The organism is Myroides odoratimimus (assembly GCF_030326305.1).
GTDB lineage: Bacteria > Bacteroidota > Bacteroidia > Flavobacteriales > Flavobacteriaceae > Flavobacterium > Flavobacterium odoratimimum_A.
Genome location: NZ_JACAKB010000010.1, coordinates 44,482 through 62,878, shown reverse-complemented (window position 1 = coordinate 62,878; position 18,397 = coordinate 44,482). Strand labels below are relative to the sequence as shown.

General features: G+C 34.8%; 14 protein-coding genes. 6 read left to right on the top strand and 8 right to left on the bottom strand.

Annotated elements, in window-relative coordinates; genetic code table 11:
* Positions 1-144: 144 nt before the first annotated feature.
* The 7 genes from HX049_RS09385 to dtd all read right to left on the bottom strand — a co-directional run bounded on the left by HX049_RS09385 (position 145) and on the right by dtd (position 6,191).
* A complete protein-coding gene (locus HX049_RS09385) occupies positions 145-1,230 on the bottom strand; it encodes an agmatinase family protein (protein WP_286415555.1) in 1,086 nt (361 codons plus the stop codon).
* Between the two features lie 126 nt (positions 1,231-1,356).
* A complete protein-coding gene (kynU, locus tag HX049_RS09380) occupies positions 1,357-2,634 on the bottom strand; it encodes a kynureninase (protein WP_286415554.1) in 1,278 nt (425 codons plus the stop codon).
* A 154-nt stretch (positions 2,635-2,788) separates the two neighbouring features.
* Complete coding sequence (gene queA / locus HX049_RS09375; RefSeq protein WP_006257217.1) at positions 2,789-3,838, bottom strand: tRNA preQ1(34) S-adenosylmethionine ribosyltransferase-isomerase QueA; 1,050 nt, start codon at positions 3,836-3,838, stop codon at positions 2,789-2,791.
* A 134-nt stretch (positions 3,839-3,972) separates the two neighbouring features.
* Positions 3,973-5,199 carry a 3-phosphoshikimate 1-carboxyvinyltransferase gene (locus HX049_RS09370; protein WP_286415553.1) on the bottom strand — a complete coding sequence of 409 codons (1,227 nt, stop codon included), beginning with the start codon at positions 5,197-5,199 and terminating at the stop codon, positions 3,973-3,975.
* Positions 5,200-5,206: 7 nt separating this feature from the next.
* Complete coding sequence (locus HX049_RS09365) at positions 5,207-5,533, bottom strand: nucleotide pyrophosphohydrolase (RefSeq protein WP_006257219.1); 327 nt, start codon at positions 5,531-5,533, stop codon at positions 5,207-5,209.
* Positions 5,534-5,535: 2 nt separating this feature from the next.
* A complete protein-coding gene (locus tag HX049_RS09360) occupies positions 5,536-5,739 on the bottom strand; it encodes a hypothetical protein (RefSeq protein ID WP_006257220.1) in 204 nt (67 codons plus the stop codon).
* A complete protein-coding gene (gene dtd / locus HX049_RS09355) occupies positions 5,739-6,191 on the bottom strand; it encodes a D-aminoacyl-tRNA deacylase (protein ID WP_286415552.1) in 453 nt (150 codons plus the stop codon). Before dtd ends, HX049_RS09360 begins: the two co-directional genes overlap by 1 nt.
* Before the next feature lie 197 nt (positions 6,192-6,388).
* Here dtd and HX049_RS09350 point away from each other — a divergent pair, with 197 nt between their 5' ends.
* Positions 6,389-7,720: a metal-dependent hydrolase family protein gene (locus HX049_RS09350; protein WP_286415551.1), complete on the top strand. Its 1,332-nt coding sequence runs from the start codon at positions 6,389-6,391 to the stop codon at positions 7,718-7,720.
* A 383-nt stretch (positions 7,721-8,103) separates the two neighbouring features.
* Positions 8,104-8,604, top strand: coding sequence for a hypothetical protein (locus tag HX049_RS09345; protein ID WP_286415549.1), 501 nt, complete (start codon positions 8,104-8,106; stop codon positions 8,602-8,604).
* Between the two features lie 250 nt (positions 8,605-8,854).
* Here the strand turns inward: HX049_RS09345 and HX049_RS09340 are convergent, their stop codons facing one another.
* Complete coding sequence (locus HX049_RS09340) at positions 8,855-9,208, bottom strand: hypothetical protein (RefSeq protein ID WP_286415548.1); 354 nt, start codon at positions 9,206-9,208, stop codon at positions 8,855-8,857.
* A gap of 739 nt (positions 9,209-9,947) precedes the next feature.
* On the opposite strand from HX049_RS09340, the gene HX049_RS09335 reads away from it, so the two are divergent.
* Genes HX049_RS09335 through HX049_RS09320 form a run of 4 tightly spaced genes read left to right on the top strand, consistent with a single transcriptional unit; the run spans position 9,948 to position 18,355 of the window.
* Positions 9,948-12,968 (top strand): SusC/RagA family TonB-linked outer membrane protein, encoded by a 3,021-nt coding sequence (locus HX049_RS09335; protein WP_286415547.1) that lies wholly within the window; start codon positions 9,948-9,950, stop codon positions 12,966-12,968.
* The gene (locus HX049_RS09330; protein WP_286415546.1) at positions 12,968-14,347 is read left to right on the top strand and encodes a RagB/SusD family nutrient uptake outer membrane protein; all 1,380 of its coding nucleotides are present in this window, start codon (positions 12,968-12,970) and stop codon (positions 14,345-14,347) included. Before HX049_RS09335 ends, HX049_RS09330 begins: the two co-directional genes overlap by 1 nt.
* A gap of 10 nt (positions 14,348-14,357) precedes the next feature.
* The gene (locus tag HX049_RS09325; RefSeq protein ID WP_286415545.1) at positions 14,358-15,545 is read left to right on the top strand and encodes a DUF4929 family protein; all 1,188 of its coding nucleotides are present in this window, start codon (positions 14,358-14,360) and stop codon (positions 15,543-15,545) included.
* A complete protein-coding gene (locus tag HX049_RS09320) occupies positions 15,545-18,355 on the top strand; it encodes a M16 family metallopeptidase (RefSeq protein ID WP_286415544.1) in 2,811 nt (936 codons plus the stop codon). Before HX049_RS09325 ends, HX049_RS09320 begins: the two co-directional genes overlap by 1 nt.
* The last annotated feature ends 42 nt before the right edge of the window (positions 18,356-18,397 follow it).

Here is an 18,397-nt window from a genome sequence, read left to right as displayed (position 1 = left end):
ATCTCTTTTACATCGTCTTCAATATAGAACATATTTTAGTCTCTATATTGCTATTTGCTGCCACTATACTTTCTTTGTATAATATATTCTTTTGTGACAAACCTATAAAAAAATAAAGAGTCTCGCGAGACTCTTTATTTTTGTTTATTTCTTAAACTCTATCTTTTGTCCTACTGCTAAGCTTTGTGATTTTGCAAATGCTCCACACATATGGAACAATAATCTAGCTCCAACATTACCATCCCAATCATCCTCTCCTGGTGCTACCTCTACTAAATCCATTCCTATAATTAACTTATTAGATTCTGATAAACGTGTAATCATATAAGTTGCTTGCTCATAAGTCAATCCCCCTGGTACAGGTGTTCCTGTATTTGGACAATACCAAGCTAATAAAGCATCAATATCAAAACTGATTGCTACTTTCTCTGGTAATGAAGCGATAATTTGATCACATTTATCTTTCCAGCTCATTCCTTCAAACTCGTCTTTCTTCAAATCTGCATCAGTATGTACTAATACTCGTCCATTAGCTTCTACTACTGTTGCTACTTCTTGCTCACAGAAATCACGAATACCTACTTGCACAATTGTTTTTACTTGAGGTAATTTTAAAGTATTGAACATAATAGACGCATGAGAATAAGTAAACCCTTCATAAGCATCTCTTAAATCCATATGCGCATCAAAGTGTAAAATACCGAAAGAATCGTGATGTTTTGCCAAAGCATTGTAATATCCAAACGGTGTACTGTGATCTCCTCCTAATAATACTACGCGTTTTCCTTTTGCCATCCAATAAGATACTTTCTCTTCTACTTCTTTGTGAAATTTATCACATACTGCATTGATTGCATCTAAATCTTTTTGTAACTCTGGTAAGTCTGCAATATTCTCACCATTCTCAAGTGCTTCAATGATTGGCTGAGCCATTTCTTTATACTTCGCACTATCTGTTGCCCAATGTTCTGGAGCTTCATCTATATAAATTCCCAATTTCCATAAATCAGGATATTGTTGGTGTAATAAGTCTACTTGATAAGAAGCTTCTAATATAGCTTCTGGTCCTTCTGACGCCCCTGCTCCATAACTTACTGTTACTTCCCATGGTGCTGGTACCACTATAATCTCACTTTCCTCTGCTGTAAAAGGCAATCCATATATTGTCGCATCTGCTAATCCTGGCTGAGATGGATCGAAATTATCTATCTTATTTTGTTTAGTTGACATCGTATTTTTTTTTTGCAAATGTAATTTAATTTAAACGATAGACAAATCAGGCAAATTAAATTCTATTAAATAACTATTCTCTCCTTATCTTCTTTTCTATACTTGTAAATATATCATACTAATAGTCTAAAAAAGACTATCTGCCTTTTTTAGAATTTCTCCAAAACGATATATATCTTCATAAGAAGTATAGAAAGGAACTGGTGCTAGCCTAACCACATTAGGCTCTCTCCAATCTACAATTACTCCTTCATTCATTAAATACGAAAACAGATCTTTCCCCTTTCCATGAAGAAAAACAGAAAGTTGACTTCCTCTTTCGGTTTCTTTTTTAGGCGTGATTAATTCATAATTAGCATTAACAGCTTTAGCCACATCCTCCATTATAAACTCAAGGTAAGCAGTAATCTCTCTCTGTTTTGTTATCAAAGCCTCCATTCCCACTTCATCGAACATCTCTATAGATGCTAAATAAGGAGCTAAGCTAAGAATAGAAGGATTACTAATCTGCCATCCATGTGCACTCTCTACTGCATCAAATTTTTTCTCCATCAAAAAACGACGTTCTTTATTATGTCCCCACCATCCTGCTAATCGAATCAAATCTTTATCTGTATGATAGCGTTCATGAATGAAACAGCCTGATACACTACCTGGCCCAGCATTCATATACTTATAACTACACCATGCAGCGAAATCCACATTCCACTCGTGCAACTTCAACGCTATATTACCAGCAGCATGAGCTAAATCCCATCCTACCTTAGCTCCATATTGATGAGCATGAGCTGTAATAGTTTTGATATCGAACACTTGACCTGTATAATAGTTAAGCCCTCCTATTAACACTAAAGCGATCTCTTCTCCTACTTCATCTATCTTTTCTAATATATCCTCTAGTCTAAAGTTATGTTCTCCAGGTCTTTTCTTCAACTCTATAATAGTTTCTTTAGGATCTAGTCCATGTAACCTTACTTGAGACTGTATCAGATATTGATCACTCGGAAATGCTTTCTCCTCACATATAATCTTATACTTACTAGCCGTAGGGCGATAAAAAGTAGTCATCAATAAGTGAAGGTTAACTGTCAAGGTATTCATCACAGTAATTTCTGACGACTTAGCTCCTACTATTCTACTCAATGGTTCACTTAAACGTTCGTGATAATCCCACCATGGTTTCTCTGCATAGAAGTGTCCTTCTACAGCTAACGCCCCCCAATCCTTCATTACTTCATTGACATACTCTACAGCTCTCTTAGGTTGTAGTCCAAGTGAATTACCTGTAAAATAGATAACCTGTTTTCCATTTACCTCTGGAAAGTTAAACTCATCTCTGTACTTAGCTAAAGGATCTTTTTCATCTAAGCTCTTTGCATAAGCAAGTGTATTTTCAAAAGTCATTATATAGGAGTATTTCTTATTAAGTATTAACTGTAAATTTACTTCTTTTTAAACAAATAAATTCCTAAACATAAGATAAAAGTCCAATCCATCCTATTCACAAAAAAAGCCTTTGAGAATCTCAAAGGCTTTCTAATTTATTTTGATTGATCTATTACAGAATCAACATTGCGTCTCCGTAAGAGTAGAATTTATATTTCTCTTCTACCGCTTCTTTATAAGCTTTCATCATTAAGTCATGTCCACAGAATGCAGAGATCATCATTAATAATGTTGATTTAGGCATGTGGAAGTTAGTCACCATACAATCAGCAATACTGAAATCATAAGGAGGGAAGATAAATTTATTCGTCCATCCCACGAATGGGTTTAACGTTTGACTAGAAGAAACAGAACTCTCTAATGCACGCATACTTGTCGTACCGATAGCACATACTCTATTCTTTCTCTCTTTAGCTGCATTTACAATATCACAAGCTTCTTGATTCACAAACATCTCTTCTGAATCCATCTTGTGTTTAGACAAATCTTCTACCTCTACTGGATTAAAAGTACCTAAACCGATATGCAATGTTACATTAGCAAATTCAACACCTTTTATCTCTAAACGTTTTAATAAGTGTTTAGAGAAGTGTAATCCTGCTGTTGGTGCAGCTACAGCTCCTTCTTCAGTAGCATAGATAGTTTGGTAACGCTCAGCATCTTCTGGCACTACTTCACGATTAATGTACTTAGGAATCGGAGTTTCTCCTAATTCTTGTAATTTAAATCTAAACTCTTCGTAAGAACCATCGTATAAGAAACGTAAAGTTCTTCCTCTAGAAGTTGTATTATCAATTACTTCAGCTACTAATGAATCATCATCTCCGAAGTATAATTTATTACCGATACGTATTTTACGAGCTGGGTCTACTAATACATCCCATAAACGTTGTTCAGCATTTAACTCACGCAACAAGAATACTTCAATTCTCGCACCTGTTTTTTCTTTATTACCGTATAAACGTGCAGGAAATACTTTCGTGTTATTTAACACCATCACATCTCCCTCGTCAAAATAGTCAATTAAATCCTTGAATAATTTGTGCTCTATCGTTCCAGTTTTACGATCTACTACCATTAGGCGTGCCTCATCTCTGTTCTCTGCTGGAAACTCTGCCAATAATTCTTCAGGCAAATCAAAATTAAAGTTTGATAACTTCATTGAATATGTGTTTTGTTAGAAAATAATACTAAACTAATTTGGAAATCTAAGAGTATAGATGTCCAAATTGAGTACAAATATACAACCTCAGAGTAGGGGTTGTCAAGTATTTAGCCATATTTAATTTTACAGCTCTATTTTTTAACAATATTTACACCGATTTCAGCCAAACAATCCCAGTAATTTATAAATGACTTAGTTACAACCTCTGCTTCTAAAATAGTTATCTCTCCTTTCAGAGCTAATGGAGCAAAAGCCATAGCCATTCTATGGTCTTGATAAGTCTCAATCTCTATTCCTTCTCTCATCCCTCCAGAAGGATGAATAACAATAGATTCTTCTGTAATATCAATCTCACCACCTAATTTAGTTAGCTCATTATATAAAGCTACTAAGCGATCTGTCTCTTTTATTTTTAAAGTATGTAGCCCCGTCATTTCACAACGAATGCCTAAACCAAAACAAGTCACAGCTATAGTCTGTGCCAAGTCAGGAGTCTCTATCAAGTCTGCTTTAAACGCAGAGTCTGTCTCCCTTACTTTTTCTAATTTTATAGTATAATCTTCTAAGTATGTAGTCTCTACACCTAATATACTATACAGTTGACTTACTTGACTATCCCCTTGTAAGCTATCCTCTTTATAACTCTTCAGTTGCATAGTGGTTCCTATAGGTGACAGTGCTACAAAAGAATAGAAGTAAGAGGCAGATGACCAATCTGATTCTACTGTAAACTGTTCTGTAATAGCCTTGACTAAAGGTTTTACACTAATGATATTCCCATTAAAAGTACTCTCTACCCCTAATTGGCTTAACAACTGTAGAGTCATCTCTATATAAGGACGAGAAGTAATATTACCCACCAGGTGTAGTTCTATTCCCTTCTCTAACCTAGTTCCTACTAATAGTAGTGCTGTTATATATTGACTACTCACATCCGCAGGTAATTCTACCTTACCTCCTACTGAGATTTGTCCTTTTATATTAAGTGGAGGATATCCCTCTTTCTTACTATATGTGATATCAGCCCCTAACTGTCTTAGTGCTTCCACTAATACACCGATAGGTCTTTCTTGCATACGACTACTCCCTGTCAGAGTAAGCTCGCGAGTACTACACAACGAATAATAAGCTGTCAAAAATCGCATAGTAGTCCCAGCGTGATGTATATCTACTACATCGCCCGTAGATACTAACGCACCCTGCATGGCACATACATCATCAGAATCAGATACATTCCCTATCGTTAAAGATGGAAACAACTCCTGCAATATTAACAGTCTATTGCTTTCAGATTTACTACCAGAGATAACAAGTGTCTTGTCATGCTCTACTTTACTTTTTAACAGCTTAATATTCACGTATTCTCTATTTTAATTTTTCATTATTGTGGTGACGGTCATGATCTCTCTTTGTTTTCAAGTCCATTTTTTTATCAAATGCCTCTTGTAGATTCACACCAGTCTGATTTGCTAAACACATCACTACGAATACAACATCCGCTAGCTCCTCGCCCAAATCTTTATTTTTATCACTCTCTTTTTCAGATTGTTCTCCATATCTTCTAGCGATGATACGAGCTACCTCTCCTACTTCTTCCGTAAGCTGAGCCATATTTGTTAATTCGTTAAAATAACGAACACCGTGTTCCTTAATCCAATTATCAACTGCTAACTGTGCATCTTGAATATTCATAATTACTTATTTTTTGTTTTAAAAATTCTTCCTTTTACCCATTTGTCATAAACGAACATCAGTGCGATAAAGATAATATACTTTACCACAAAACTAATTAAACACTGCTCATCACCAGAAAAAGCACAACCTACCTCATCTGTTAAGAACCACGTCATCATCACATAGATAACCGTGAATAAACTAAACTTTACTAAACTATTCATTATTCTTTATTTTGACTATCTATTACGATGGTTACAGGTCCATCATTTAGCAATTCCACTTTCATATCCGCTCCGAATCTACCTGTTTGTATACGCTTACCTAAATCATTTTCTAACTTATCTATAAACTTCTCATACATAGGTATAGCGAAGTCTGGCTTAGACGCCCTAATATAGGAAGGTCTATTTCCTTTTTTAGTAGAAGCGTGCAGTGTAAACTGACTTACTAATAATATCTCACCATCTACTTCTTTTACAGACTTATTCATCACTCCATTCTCATCTTCGAAAATACGCAAATTCACTATCTTACCTGACAACCATTCTATATCTAGTTTTGTATCAATATCCTCTACTCCTACTAAAACTAAAAGCCCTTGTCTTATATTACCAATCACACTACCCTCTACAGTCACAGAAGCCTTTGTCACACGCTGGATTACTACTTTCATCTCTTTGTTCTTTTTTATCCTATTACTTACAAACTTAAAAACTTTCTAAAGTTCTACCTTCATTTCATTAGATTAATTTCTAACAATAGAGTAGAATCAATTACTCTTTTAAATTTTATTAGGCAGAAAGCTACTTTTATAATAACTTAGATGCTATATAATTTTATACAGAACAATCTTCTAATTTTCCTTATTTTATGAAATTAAAATCCATAATAGCACTTTTTGTTGTTAGTACAACTATCACATTTGCGCAGACCAAACAAGTTCTTATTGAGAATGTAAGAATCTTAGACCACAAGACTGCAGCCCTTACTGCGCCAATGAATGTCTTAGTCTCTGATCAAAAAATAGAGAAAATCAGCCCTTCTTCTATTTCTGTTAAAGGCAAAGATGTAACTAAAATCAATGGCAATGGAAAAACACTTATGCCTGGATTAATTGATGTACACGTACACATGGTATTCGGAGCTTTGACTATGGAACAAATGATGTCTCCTAATGCAACTCCTGAAAGCTTAATGAAAGAGGTGGCTACTGGAGCACACAGTATGCTAATGCGTGGTTTTACAAGTGTGAGAGATGCAGGTGGACCTATATTCCCATTAAAAGTAGCTATTGATGCAGACAAGGCTGCAGGTCCTCGTATTTGGCCTTCAGGAGCTACGATCAGTCAGACTGCAGGACATGGAGACTTTAGAACTCCTAATGAGCGTTCAAGACGCTTCTTTGGAAAGCCTTCTCGTGCAGAAGAAATGGGAGCTACTTTTATAGCAGATGGACGTGATGAAGTACTTACTGCTACTAGAGAAAACCTACGCTTCGGAGCAAGTCAGATCAAAGTAATGGCAGGTGGAGGTACTTCTTCTGCTTATGACCCTATCGATGTGACACAATACACTTTTGACGAAATCAAGGCAGCTGTAGATGCTGCTGAAGATTGGGGTACTTATGTTATGGTACACGCTTATACTCCTAGAGCAGTACAGCGCGCTATCGAAGCTGGTGTGAAGTCTATCGAACATGGACAAATGCTAGATGAAGAAACTTTGAAAATCATGAAAGACAAAGGTATATGGCTAAGCTTACAGAACCTAATGGACAACAATGATAATATGGATGCCCAACGCAAAGAAAAACGCAAACCTGTATTAGAAGGTCAAGACAGAGTATGGCCATTAGCTAAACAATTAGGTGTCAAACTGGCTTGGGGTACTGACTTCTTATTTGAGCCTGAACTTAATAAAGAACAAAACGAATACATCCTGCGTTTACAAAAATGGTTTACTAATGCTGAAATCCTAAAAATGGTCACTCAAGATAACGGAGAGTTACTTCAGCTGTCAGGATTGCGTAGTCCATACCCTGGCAAACTAGGTGTAGTAGAAGAAAATGCTTATGCAGACTTACTACTTGTAGATGGAGATCCTCTAAAAGATTTATCTCTTATTGCTAATCCTGAGAAGAACTTTATCTTAATCATGAAAGGTGGTAAAATCTATAAAAACACCATCAATACGAAGAAATAAGAATATCATTATAATATCAAAAGACTGCCTAATAAGCAGTCTTTTTTGTTTTAGTTATAGCCTATTGCTAGTCATTCTAGTTTTAATCCAAAATATGCGATAGACATATAAACAAAAAGTAATTATACAGAATATATCTTACTTAGTGATACAAACATGCAATAGTATGGTTTTAGAAATAATGAAGGAGCTATGAAGTAGAGTGACTCTGTAGTATGTGGCTAATGCGATTTTAGGTTTAACCTCACTAAGGCTATAAAAATTCAATTATCTTTGCGCAGTTATTTTACGACCTACATGACTTACTTCGTTATAATAAATCAGTAGTATAAAATAACAAGGCTACTATCAAGCCTCCTTAAATTAAAATGTAATTCAAAAATATGAGAACAGAAATTTGCTCTTGTGAAGGTTTAGATCCTTTTTGTGATAAATGCTTTGGAACTGGTTATGCTCCTTTATCAACTTCAAAAAAAACTGTAGCTAAACAGTCAAGCAAAGTAAAGCCGATTAAAAAAATAAAATCTTACTTACCTGAGAAAATAGACTCTTTAACTAAAATAGAAATAGATGCACTCGCTATCAAGATTATCTCTACTTTAGACTTAAAGTCTAAAAAACAAATGCAGATTCTTAATTCTATTCCTTTTAGTACATCTACTTTTAGAAGAGATTATAAAGAAAAGTTTATTGACTTAGAAAATATCGAAACTGAAAAGCAACAATTGAGAAATGACTTATTTATTCTTGATCAAGAAATAGTGTCAAAGAACTATAGAAGCCATTTCACATTCAGACATTTCTTATCTGATAAAGACGTTGATGTAACATCTAATCGAGAACTTAAAGGTTTAATTAGAGAATACAAAAAGCTTAAAAAATAAGATATTCTCTAAATCAAACAAATACATCTGTACAGTTCACCTACAGCCTCACTTCACGTTGTCGCGGATGCCGTAATCCGTGACATCTATTAGAGGAAACACACAAGATATTACATCTCTTCCCGCTGTATGAAAACACATACAATAACCTCTATACTAGTGTTGTCTCAACTGTCCATAATATGTATGAGGTGACATAGTTTGGGTGACACACAAGGTATTGTGTCTCTACTTTAAACACATTCGTACATTATAAAACCTCTGCTCCTATTAAAAAACCTTTAAAAGCGTCTTTATACTGATACTCCGCAAAGCAGCTTACACAGATAACTCCTAATGACTTATAAAGAAGATCTAAAGAAGTTAAATCTTCGTCTTTACTAATCTCATATCTATCTGCTAATTTTAATCTATCCTTTGTCTCTAGACTTAAGACATAACTAAATTCTAGTTTATCCTCTATATCGATATGCATCACTACTTTTATCTTGTACTGACTTGTAGATAGCACCTCTTCCCCTAATTGTATTTTATCTACTAAGTCTTGCCTCATACAAGATATGATACCACTTAATCCATGTTTAGAGCAGCTAATCATTCCCATATATTCTAATTTTAAACACAACACACCACCTAAACACAATAGGCATCTTTAAATCAAAAATAGCAAAATTAAAACAAATAAAATTATATTTTAACAAAATTAAAAACACATAAAACATTAAATTAACAATTAAACACCGTGTTCATTTCTATCGAATTTGTGCTGATTGACCCGTCCTAAAAAAACTGTACAGTAATAAAAGGATTAATAAAAATCTGTACAGTATTAAGTAGGATTATTAACTATAGCTGTACAGTTATAGTAGGACGAGACAACCTAAGTCCGTAGTGAGTCCGTTATGAGTCCGTAGTGAATCCGTTTTTTTAGCTAAAATAACGGACTCACTATATACTCAAATAGCTTCTATCATTCACATATACCTAACATACCACTACGAATTCTTGAGCTACTCAAGAGCTGTATTCTAAATAATCACATCATATTTAGACTTCATCCTCTGCTCAACTATTTTTATATTATAAGAAGTAATTCTAAATAACAAACAACACATAAAAAGCAATAAAGCCAAACACAAAAACAAAACAAACGCCTAATAACCAATAAAATAAACAAACAAAAAACCTATAATACAACTAAGCTTACTTTGTAAAAAACTCACGTATTGTAGTTTTTTAATACATAACTAATCTAAATAAAGTCATTGTTCGTTTTGAAAAGTAAAAAAACTCCTTACTTTTGCACTTTAATTTAGAATTAGTCTTAATTATAACACACCATTATGCTACTTACTCCACTACGAACTATTACTACTCTCGTAATCAGTTTATTTTGTGCAATTGGAGTCTATGCACAAGAGCCTGTATTCACAGGTAAAATTTTAGATCTAGAAACTAAAAAAGGATTAGATACAGCTATAATCACTGTACTAGTCTCAGGAGATACCTTCTTCACTAATGAAAAAGGAGAGTTCCAGATTCCTGAACTATATCACTCCTCAGTCATCATCAGCCATGAAGGCTATGAAAATCTAGAAATGAAATTAAAAAAGGGAAATCAAACAATCTATTTATTACCAACTACAAAACAATTAGATGAACTGATCATCCGAAAATCTACTAATATCAATGATATCGACATTCGTAATAGTACAGGTTCTGTAATCACAGTAGACATGACACAACTAAGCCAACGCTCTGAGTTAGACATGGCAAAGCTATTACAAGGTCAAGTACCAGGCTTGACAGTCAATTTTTCGGGAGAATTAGGTCAAAAGCCAGAGATACGCCTTAGAGGTAATTCTTCCTTTTCTTATACAGGTAGTGCTAATGAACCACTATTTGTTATGGATGGTATTATTATCTCAACAGAAACCTTTATGACGCTTAACCCTAACGACTTTAGTACTATCAAGGTACTAAAAGACGCACCTGCTACTGCTCTATATGGAATCAAAGCGGCTAATGGAGTCATAGAATTAACTTCGAAGAGAGGCTTCGAAGGCAAACCAGTAGTGAGCTTCTCGATGAAACAAGGAATTACTTTTAGAGGTGAACGCCCTGCGCGTATGATGGGAACAGAAGAAAAACTCGCTTTCGAAGAACGCATCCAAAAAGCTGGTTCTCCTGGTTATATCAATTCTGCTAAATACATCAACAGTCTATATGCTAATAGCCCAAATCTGCAACAAGAATTAGCACGTGGAGCTAAAACATTGGATTCCTTAAAACAAATCAACACAGACTGGTTTAAAGAGTTAATCAAACCCAATATCTTTCAAGCTTATAACTTAGGAGTACGCGGAGGAACAGAAAAAAGTACGTATTTCTACTCCCTGAACTACAGTAAACAAGGAGGTCGCATTCCAGGTAATGATATCAATCAACTAACTGCACGTGCCAATTTAGATTATATGTTAGCACATAACTTTAGGTTGTCTTTAAACAATAGTTTTGGTCTGTCTACGGCGAATACAGAAAACGGTATGAGTAATGATCCCACCTCATTAGCATTTACACTCAACCCATACGAATCTAAAGATTCAAAAAAATTATTTAGTCAAAATTCTAATCTCAGCTATCAAGATTTGATCAACCAATACAAACAGAAGACAACGACTAAACGCTTTAGTTCCTCTGTGGTCATGCACTGGGATATCTTGCCAGAGCTGAATATATCGGGTGTATTAGGTGGTGATTACAGCATCGCAGAAAAAAACCAACGCATTCTATCTACGGCCTATAGTCAAAAACAAATACCTCTAAACGCACAAGGGTATATCAGTGAAAGTGATAACAAGATATTTGACTTCTCTTCTAATATCCGCGCCAACTATCAAAAGCAATTTGGAGATCACAACTTATTTGTTGGAGTAAACATGGATTATTACACAACACAAATTAAAGATCTACAAGCAAGTGGATATGGAATATCAGACGACGTCAATAGTCTTTCTGGTATTAACAATGGCTTGACTGGTACTTATGCACCAAAAGCCAGCGGTAATAAAATTAAAAATGCTCAGCTCGGTTTCGGGTTAGCCTTAGGATATAACTATCTGAATACATATGATTTTTATGCCAGTATTAAAAGAGATGGATCTTCTATTCTCCCAAGTAATAAGCGATGGAATGATGCCTGGTCTACAGGTATAGGTTGGACACCTAGTGAATATGACTTTTTTAAAAAACAAGGTGTATTAACCTCTCTTAAATTTAAGGCCTCATTAGGTTATACAGCAAGTATGACAGGAATCGTACCAAGTGCGATAAACACAACGTATTCAAATACCAATAGCTTTTATGGAGAATACCGTGTTCTACAACTAATGGGATTACCCAATAGGAGTCTAAAACCTCAACAGACATACAGTACCAATATAAGTATGGATTTAGGTTTTGTGGGAAGATTTAATTTATTAACATCCTTTTATAGCAACCTAACTAAAGAGGCCATATTCGCTACGCCTATAGCTTCAAGTAATGGATTTCAGACATATACCAAAAATATAGGAGAAATAGAAAATGCGGGAGTTGAGTTCTTGCTAAGTGGAGATATTGTACGCCTGTCAGACTTCAAATGGAATACAGCTGCTTCCATATCATACAACAAGAATACTGTCAAAAAACTATATGGAACAGATAAAATCTATAATTCACCTACCGCAGTAATGCCTGAGTACGAAGTAGGCAAACCTTTAGGTATAATCTACGGTATTCACGACAATGGAATACACCCTATTACAGGGCTGCCAGAATATGTAGACAGCAATAACAATATCATCATTTACAATGTCCCTTTACAAAAGGCTTATTATAGAGACTATGGAAATAGCATTGCTCCTTACCAAGGATTCTTTAATAACTATTGGTCATATAAAAACTGGTCTCTTGCTGTAAATATTAACTATGGATTAGGAGGAAAAGCAGTACAAAGCCAACAATATGTACGCGATCTATCTAGTTCAAATCAAAATGCTTTGGCTGGTCAATTAGACAATATGTGGTTTGAAATAGGAGATGAAAACAAAACTTATCCAATGAAAGATATGCCCAGCAGTGTCTTTAACTTATACACACAACCCAGTTCAAGAAAAATATACAAGACAGATTATATCAAACTTAATTATATCCAATTAGGGTATAGTATTCGAAACAACAGTTTTATCAATAAATATTTTAAAACACTACAAGTAAATATTCAGGCAGATAACATATACACTTATCGCTTTGAAAAAGATAGAGGAAACTTAAAAGACGTCGTTCAACCCATTTTAACCTTTTCACTTAACGCCACATTCTAATGATAAAATATATACTATCAGCCTTGACGGTTCTGTCAATCAGCTCTTGTTCCTTAGATGTAAAAAATGAACAAGAAATTTCAGGTGATGACATCATCAATACAACCCAAAAAGCAACCTCTGTATTGGCTCAAGCTTACAAGGAACTACCTGTAAATGGAAGTACATTTACACTATTAAGCGAAGACCTACAGCCAACTTACCTCATAGAGTATAATAGCAATGCTAAGCAACACTATACTTGGAATGAGATAGCCCTAAAGACCTTAGCCAATAGTCAATGGGATAGTTATTATAGCGCAATGGTTCACTTAAATGCACTTTTAAATACAGAAGCACACATTAGAGACAAAGGTGCTGACTGGGATTACATCAAAGGAAATGCCTTAGTGCTTAAGGCGTATATCTACTTTGATTTACTACAGCTATACAGCACGCGATATAATCCAGAAGCTCCAGGAGTGTTAAGAAAAGATGAGCTAAAAATAGAATCCAACAAAAGGTTAACACAAAGTGAATCTATTCAATATATAGAGAGGATGTTACAAGAAGGTATCTCTTTAATGGATAGTTATGCAGCGCAAAAAATATATTTTATCACTACTCAAGCCGCTAAACAATTAGAGATCAAAATTGCGTTATACCAAGGACAATACGACAAGGCAGAAGCTTTAGCCACTGCGCTATTAAGCGAATCCGCTCCACTTCCAAATACTGCTGAGACATATGCTTCGCTTTGGAAATACAAAGATAACTCGCCTACAAGGCAAGTGTATTGGGCTTACGATTTCAGAGAAAATCCCAATCATTACCTAACTACAACAACCGATGGTGATATTATGCAAATACATTTCTTAAATAAGTTTGAAGAAAGTGACATGAGATATACAATATCTCAGTTCTTTTATGACATGAAAGCACAAGGTATAGCCTCAAGTACAAGAGCTCTATTGGGCAAATACAAATCTAACTATAATGACAAAGAAGAACAACGCATCATCTTATCGAGAAATACAGAAACTTACTTTCTATTGTTAGAAAGCTTAATCGAGCAAAATAAAATAGCACAAGCAATAACACTCTACAATGATTTTAAAACCTCTGTACACAGTGAAACAATCACAGACTCTCCTTCTCAACAAGTACTAAGACTACTCTTTAGAGCTGAAAAACAAAAGGAATTCATAGGTGAAAAAACTAATTACTTTGACCTAAAAAGGTGGAATACCAGTATCGCGAGATATGAATCTGATTCTAATAAAAAATCCAATACCATAGAAGCTACAGATTTTCGCTGGACATGGCCTATACCAACTGCTGAAATTCGCCTTAATAACAACCTGGTACAAAATGATGGATGGCAGTCAATAGAACTTTAAGATTACTAAAATGAAACACTACTTAACGATATTTACGGGACTACTCTTGAGTTTATTTACCTTGAGCTGTACACAAGACGACAATCAGCTACAAGGCTATACGGGAGAGAACAGAATTGTCTTACAGCCAAACGGGACTCACATCTTACAAGATAACAGTACAGATGAAGTAACTGTCAATGTCTTCTTGGTTAATTCAATCACAGAAGCCGTTACACTGGAGTTCGCATTAGAAAACAATACGATAGATGGTAAAGATATTCTTACCATTGAAAATCCTATTATACAGTTTGCTCCAAAAGAGAAAAAAGCACAACTAAAAATAAAGAGTTCATCAAGACAACTTTTAAGTGATGAAACCACAATCACTATAAAACTAATCAACAATACAAGCAAACTCCCCTTAGATAAAGAGGTACAACTATTAGTCACCCCTATCAAAAAGGTAGAAGCACTAACAGATAAACAAATAGAATTACTCGATGGTTATAAACGAAAGGGATTAGACCTTTATCCATTAATGGGAGAGATTAAAGTGAATACTACAATCAACTTTCCAGGAGGTGCTAATCTCGAAACTATGTATCAAGCAGAAACTTCCCAAATAAATGGAATTACCACTATCACGTTAAGCGATAAATCTACACCTGAACAACCAGTATTAAAAATGGTGTCTAATCCTATGGGGATAGAAGGGTATTTATATAAACTACAGCGGTTGCTTACGATAGATGACAACGAGTTTTGGACTCAAGTACCTGCCTCTCAACACATCATGAATTTGATCAACCTAAGTGCTACCAGCAAGGAAACTTTTGAAGTAGAATTAGACGATATATACATAGATTTAAAGACTAGAAAGCTATCATATACTAAAACCTTCCAAGATATATGGGGAGATGATTATACGATTGTACCATTTCAGTTTAAATACAGTGCATGGGATAGACTTAAGAAACTCTTAGACGAAGGAAATCCCCTTGCTATAGAAAACACAGAAATGGGAGGTACTGTAAACCCGTCATACTATCTCAATAATCAGGATATACAAGAAGATTATTACGATATGGGAGAAGGAGGTAACTACAGAACGACATCGGCTACATTAACAGATACGCATCTTAACTTTCAGTTCATCATAGGGCATGAACATGCAAATGACTACATCTTATTCACTGTTGAATACAAACTAAAATAATGAAACGTACTCAAATACTATATTTCTTTGCTTTAGTACTTTGCCCCCTGTTTGCAGTTGGGCAAGATACTTTATCTCCATTGCCTAAAGCAGATAATGCAATTTATGGTACATTAGACAATGGGCTAAACTATATTATCCATCCTATACCTCAACAGAAGACGGAATATCGTCTGGTCTTAAATGTAGGATCATTACAAGAACGAGATGATGAACAAGGATATGCACACTTCTTAGAACACATGCTTTTTAATGGTAGTGATGACTTTCCAGGTAGACAAGCCATTGATACATTACAGCGTTTAGGGTATCGCTTTGGCCGAGATATCAATGCTTATACTACCTATGAGCGTACTGTGTATGAATTATCCCTGCTCGATCAAAGTCAACAAAATTTAGCGATTACTATATTGGCGAACTTCTTAGGCAAAGCACACCTTAACACAGAGGATATTGAGAAAGAAAAGAGAATCGTCATCCAGGAAATTAAGGACTTCGGGACAGAGCCTTTATTTAACCGCAAAAAACTAGAAGGTACTCTTCACTTAGATAGATTGCCTATCGCTACTGAAAAAGAGATTCTAAATCTAGATCCTGTAAAGCTTAGAGCATTCTATAAACGATGGTATAATCCTTCTCTAGCTACTGTAATCATTGTCGGTAATGTGTATACTAAAGATGCTGTAGAGCAAATAAACAAATACTTTGGATCTTTTAAAGGGCAGTCGAATCTAGATAGAAAACAAAGCAAAAACACTTTTAGCCCTGTCTATAATAACTTATTAGAAAAGCAGAGCAATGCGACTATAAATTCTAATAAATTAGAAATAGTTCGCTTTACAGAAGCGCCTTTCTTAGCTTCTAAAGAAGATTACAGACAACAACTTATAGAACAAATCTATACACAATGGATCAATAAGAAACTGGCTATGAGCAAAAGCACTGCTACTGCTCACAGTCTATGGTATCTACCTAATAAAAATGAAAATGCCATAGAAATACAGGCTAAGACAGAAGAAGAATTACAGAACCGCATAAGTTTAGTAGCTAGTACAGTAAACACTATGTCTATAAAAGGTATTCACAAAAAAGAGCTTGAACATTATAAGCAACATCTACTGAACCATTCTGTTCCTTCTGAAGACGAAGACATTACTTATATCACCAATGCTTATGTTGATCAGGTCGTAGTGAATAGCCACCACTTATCTTCTATGGATAGACATGCTTTACTAACTGAATTACTTCCTACTATCACCACAAAGGATATAGAAAGTAAACACAGTAAAACATGGGCTACTGATCAAGAGAACCTATATCTACTTACCTATAATGATAGTTTGTTCTCCATAGACTCTGCTGATAAACTAAACAACTATTGGAAGGAAGGAAGTACAAAAACATTAGTATTTAAATCTGCTAAACAAGAGAAGACGCACGAAAGACCACGTGGTTCTTTCCATTGGAGAACAATGCCTCCAATACAAAAAACAACAACTGATATAGCTGTAAAAGAACAGCTATATGCGGATATCAACCTTACAGAACTAACATTAGCGAATGGGCTACGCATAGGTATTAAACCAACAAAGGCAACAGATAATAATTATATCATGACTTTGTTCACAAGGAATGGGCTAAATCAAATACCTACATCTGAACAAAAATATTATCAAGATGCTGGATATTTTATAGACTCTTCTTGGATACATGGCTTTACTAATGACGGGTATATGCAAGCGGGATCTGATAGAGAAATATCTACACTCGTGAGTATAAATAAGGATGCTAGTATTATCAATACTTCTTCGCGAAAAGGGAATAGCAAAGACCTTTTTGAATGGACCTATAGAAAGTTATATGACTATATCACACCTCAACAGGATTTTAAAGAATATATAGAGGAAAGTATCTCCTCTATAGATACTACTTCTAAGCCTTCTGCTTTACTAGATAATCCTGCTATCAAAATAGGACATCAAATAGAAGAATATAAAAAAGGAGGTAGTTTATTCTCTGAAGAGCTCACAACGATAGAAGATTGGGAGAAAGTTAATCTAGATAGTTTCTTTACTTTATACAATCAATCATTTGCTAATCTAGAAGAAGTATATGTGCTCATCGCAGGGAATTTTGATACAGATGATATCAAAAAGAAGGCGATCGCTTACTTCGGTGCTTTAAATAATACTCCAAAGCAAGTAGATAAAAACAGGGCTAATTCATCTAAGGCATTCGCAAAAGAAGAAATCACACGAGCTATGCTAACGAGTAGTGATATCGAAAGACCTGATGTGACAATAGTATTCAATGGAACAATTAAACCTACTCTAAAAGAGAACATGATGGCTCATATCGTAAGAGAGATGTTTAACAACCAGTTCTTAACACTATCAAGGGAAAAAGAAGGATTAGTATATTCTCCTTATTCAGCTCTAGATGTAGAAGTTTACCCTGAGCCTAGAACATCTGTTAGTTTATTCTTCTCTACTTCTCTCACTGATGTAGACAAACTAGAGAGCTTAGCTAAAGAAGTGATTAACTCTCTACAGACAAAAAGTATCTCAAAGACAGAATTAGAACAGATGAAATTAACGATTCTGAATAATAAACGCTTACATCTAACAGATACAAGTACATTCCAATGGGTAGAAAAGCTTAGAGAAACTCAATTAAACTTTGGTTCATTTGAAGACTTTAATAATTATGATGAAATACTAAATAGCATCACTCCTGAGGACATTAAAGAGGTTTCAAAATCTGTATTTAATACCTCTACTTACGGAGTATTTATACTCACTCCTCAGTAAAATAACAAGTGGTTATTGCGCCACTTTATTTTCTCTTTACTA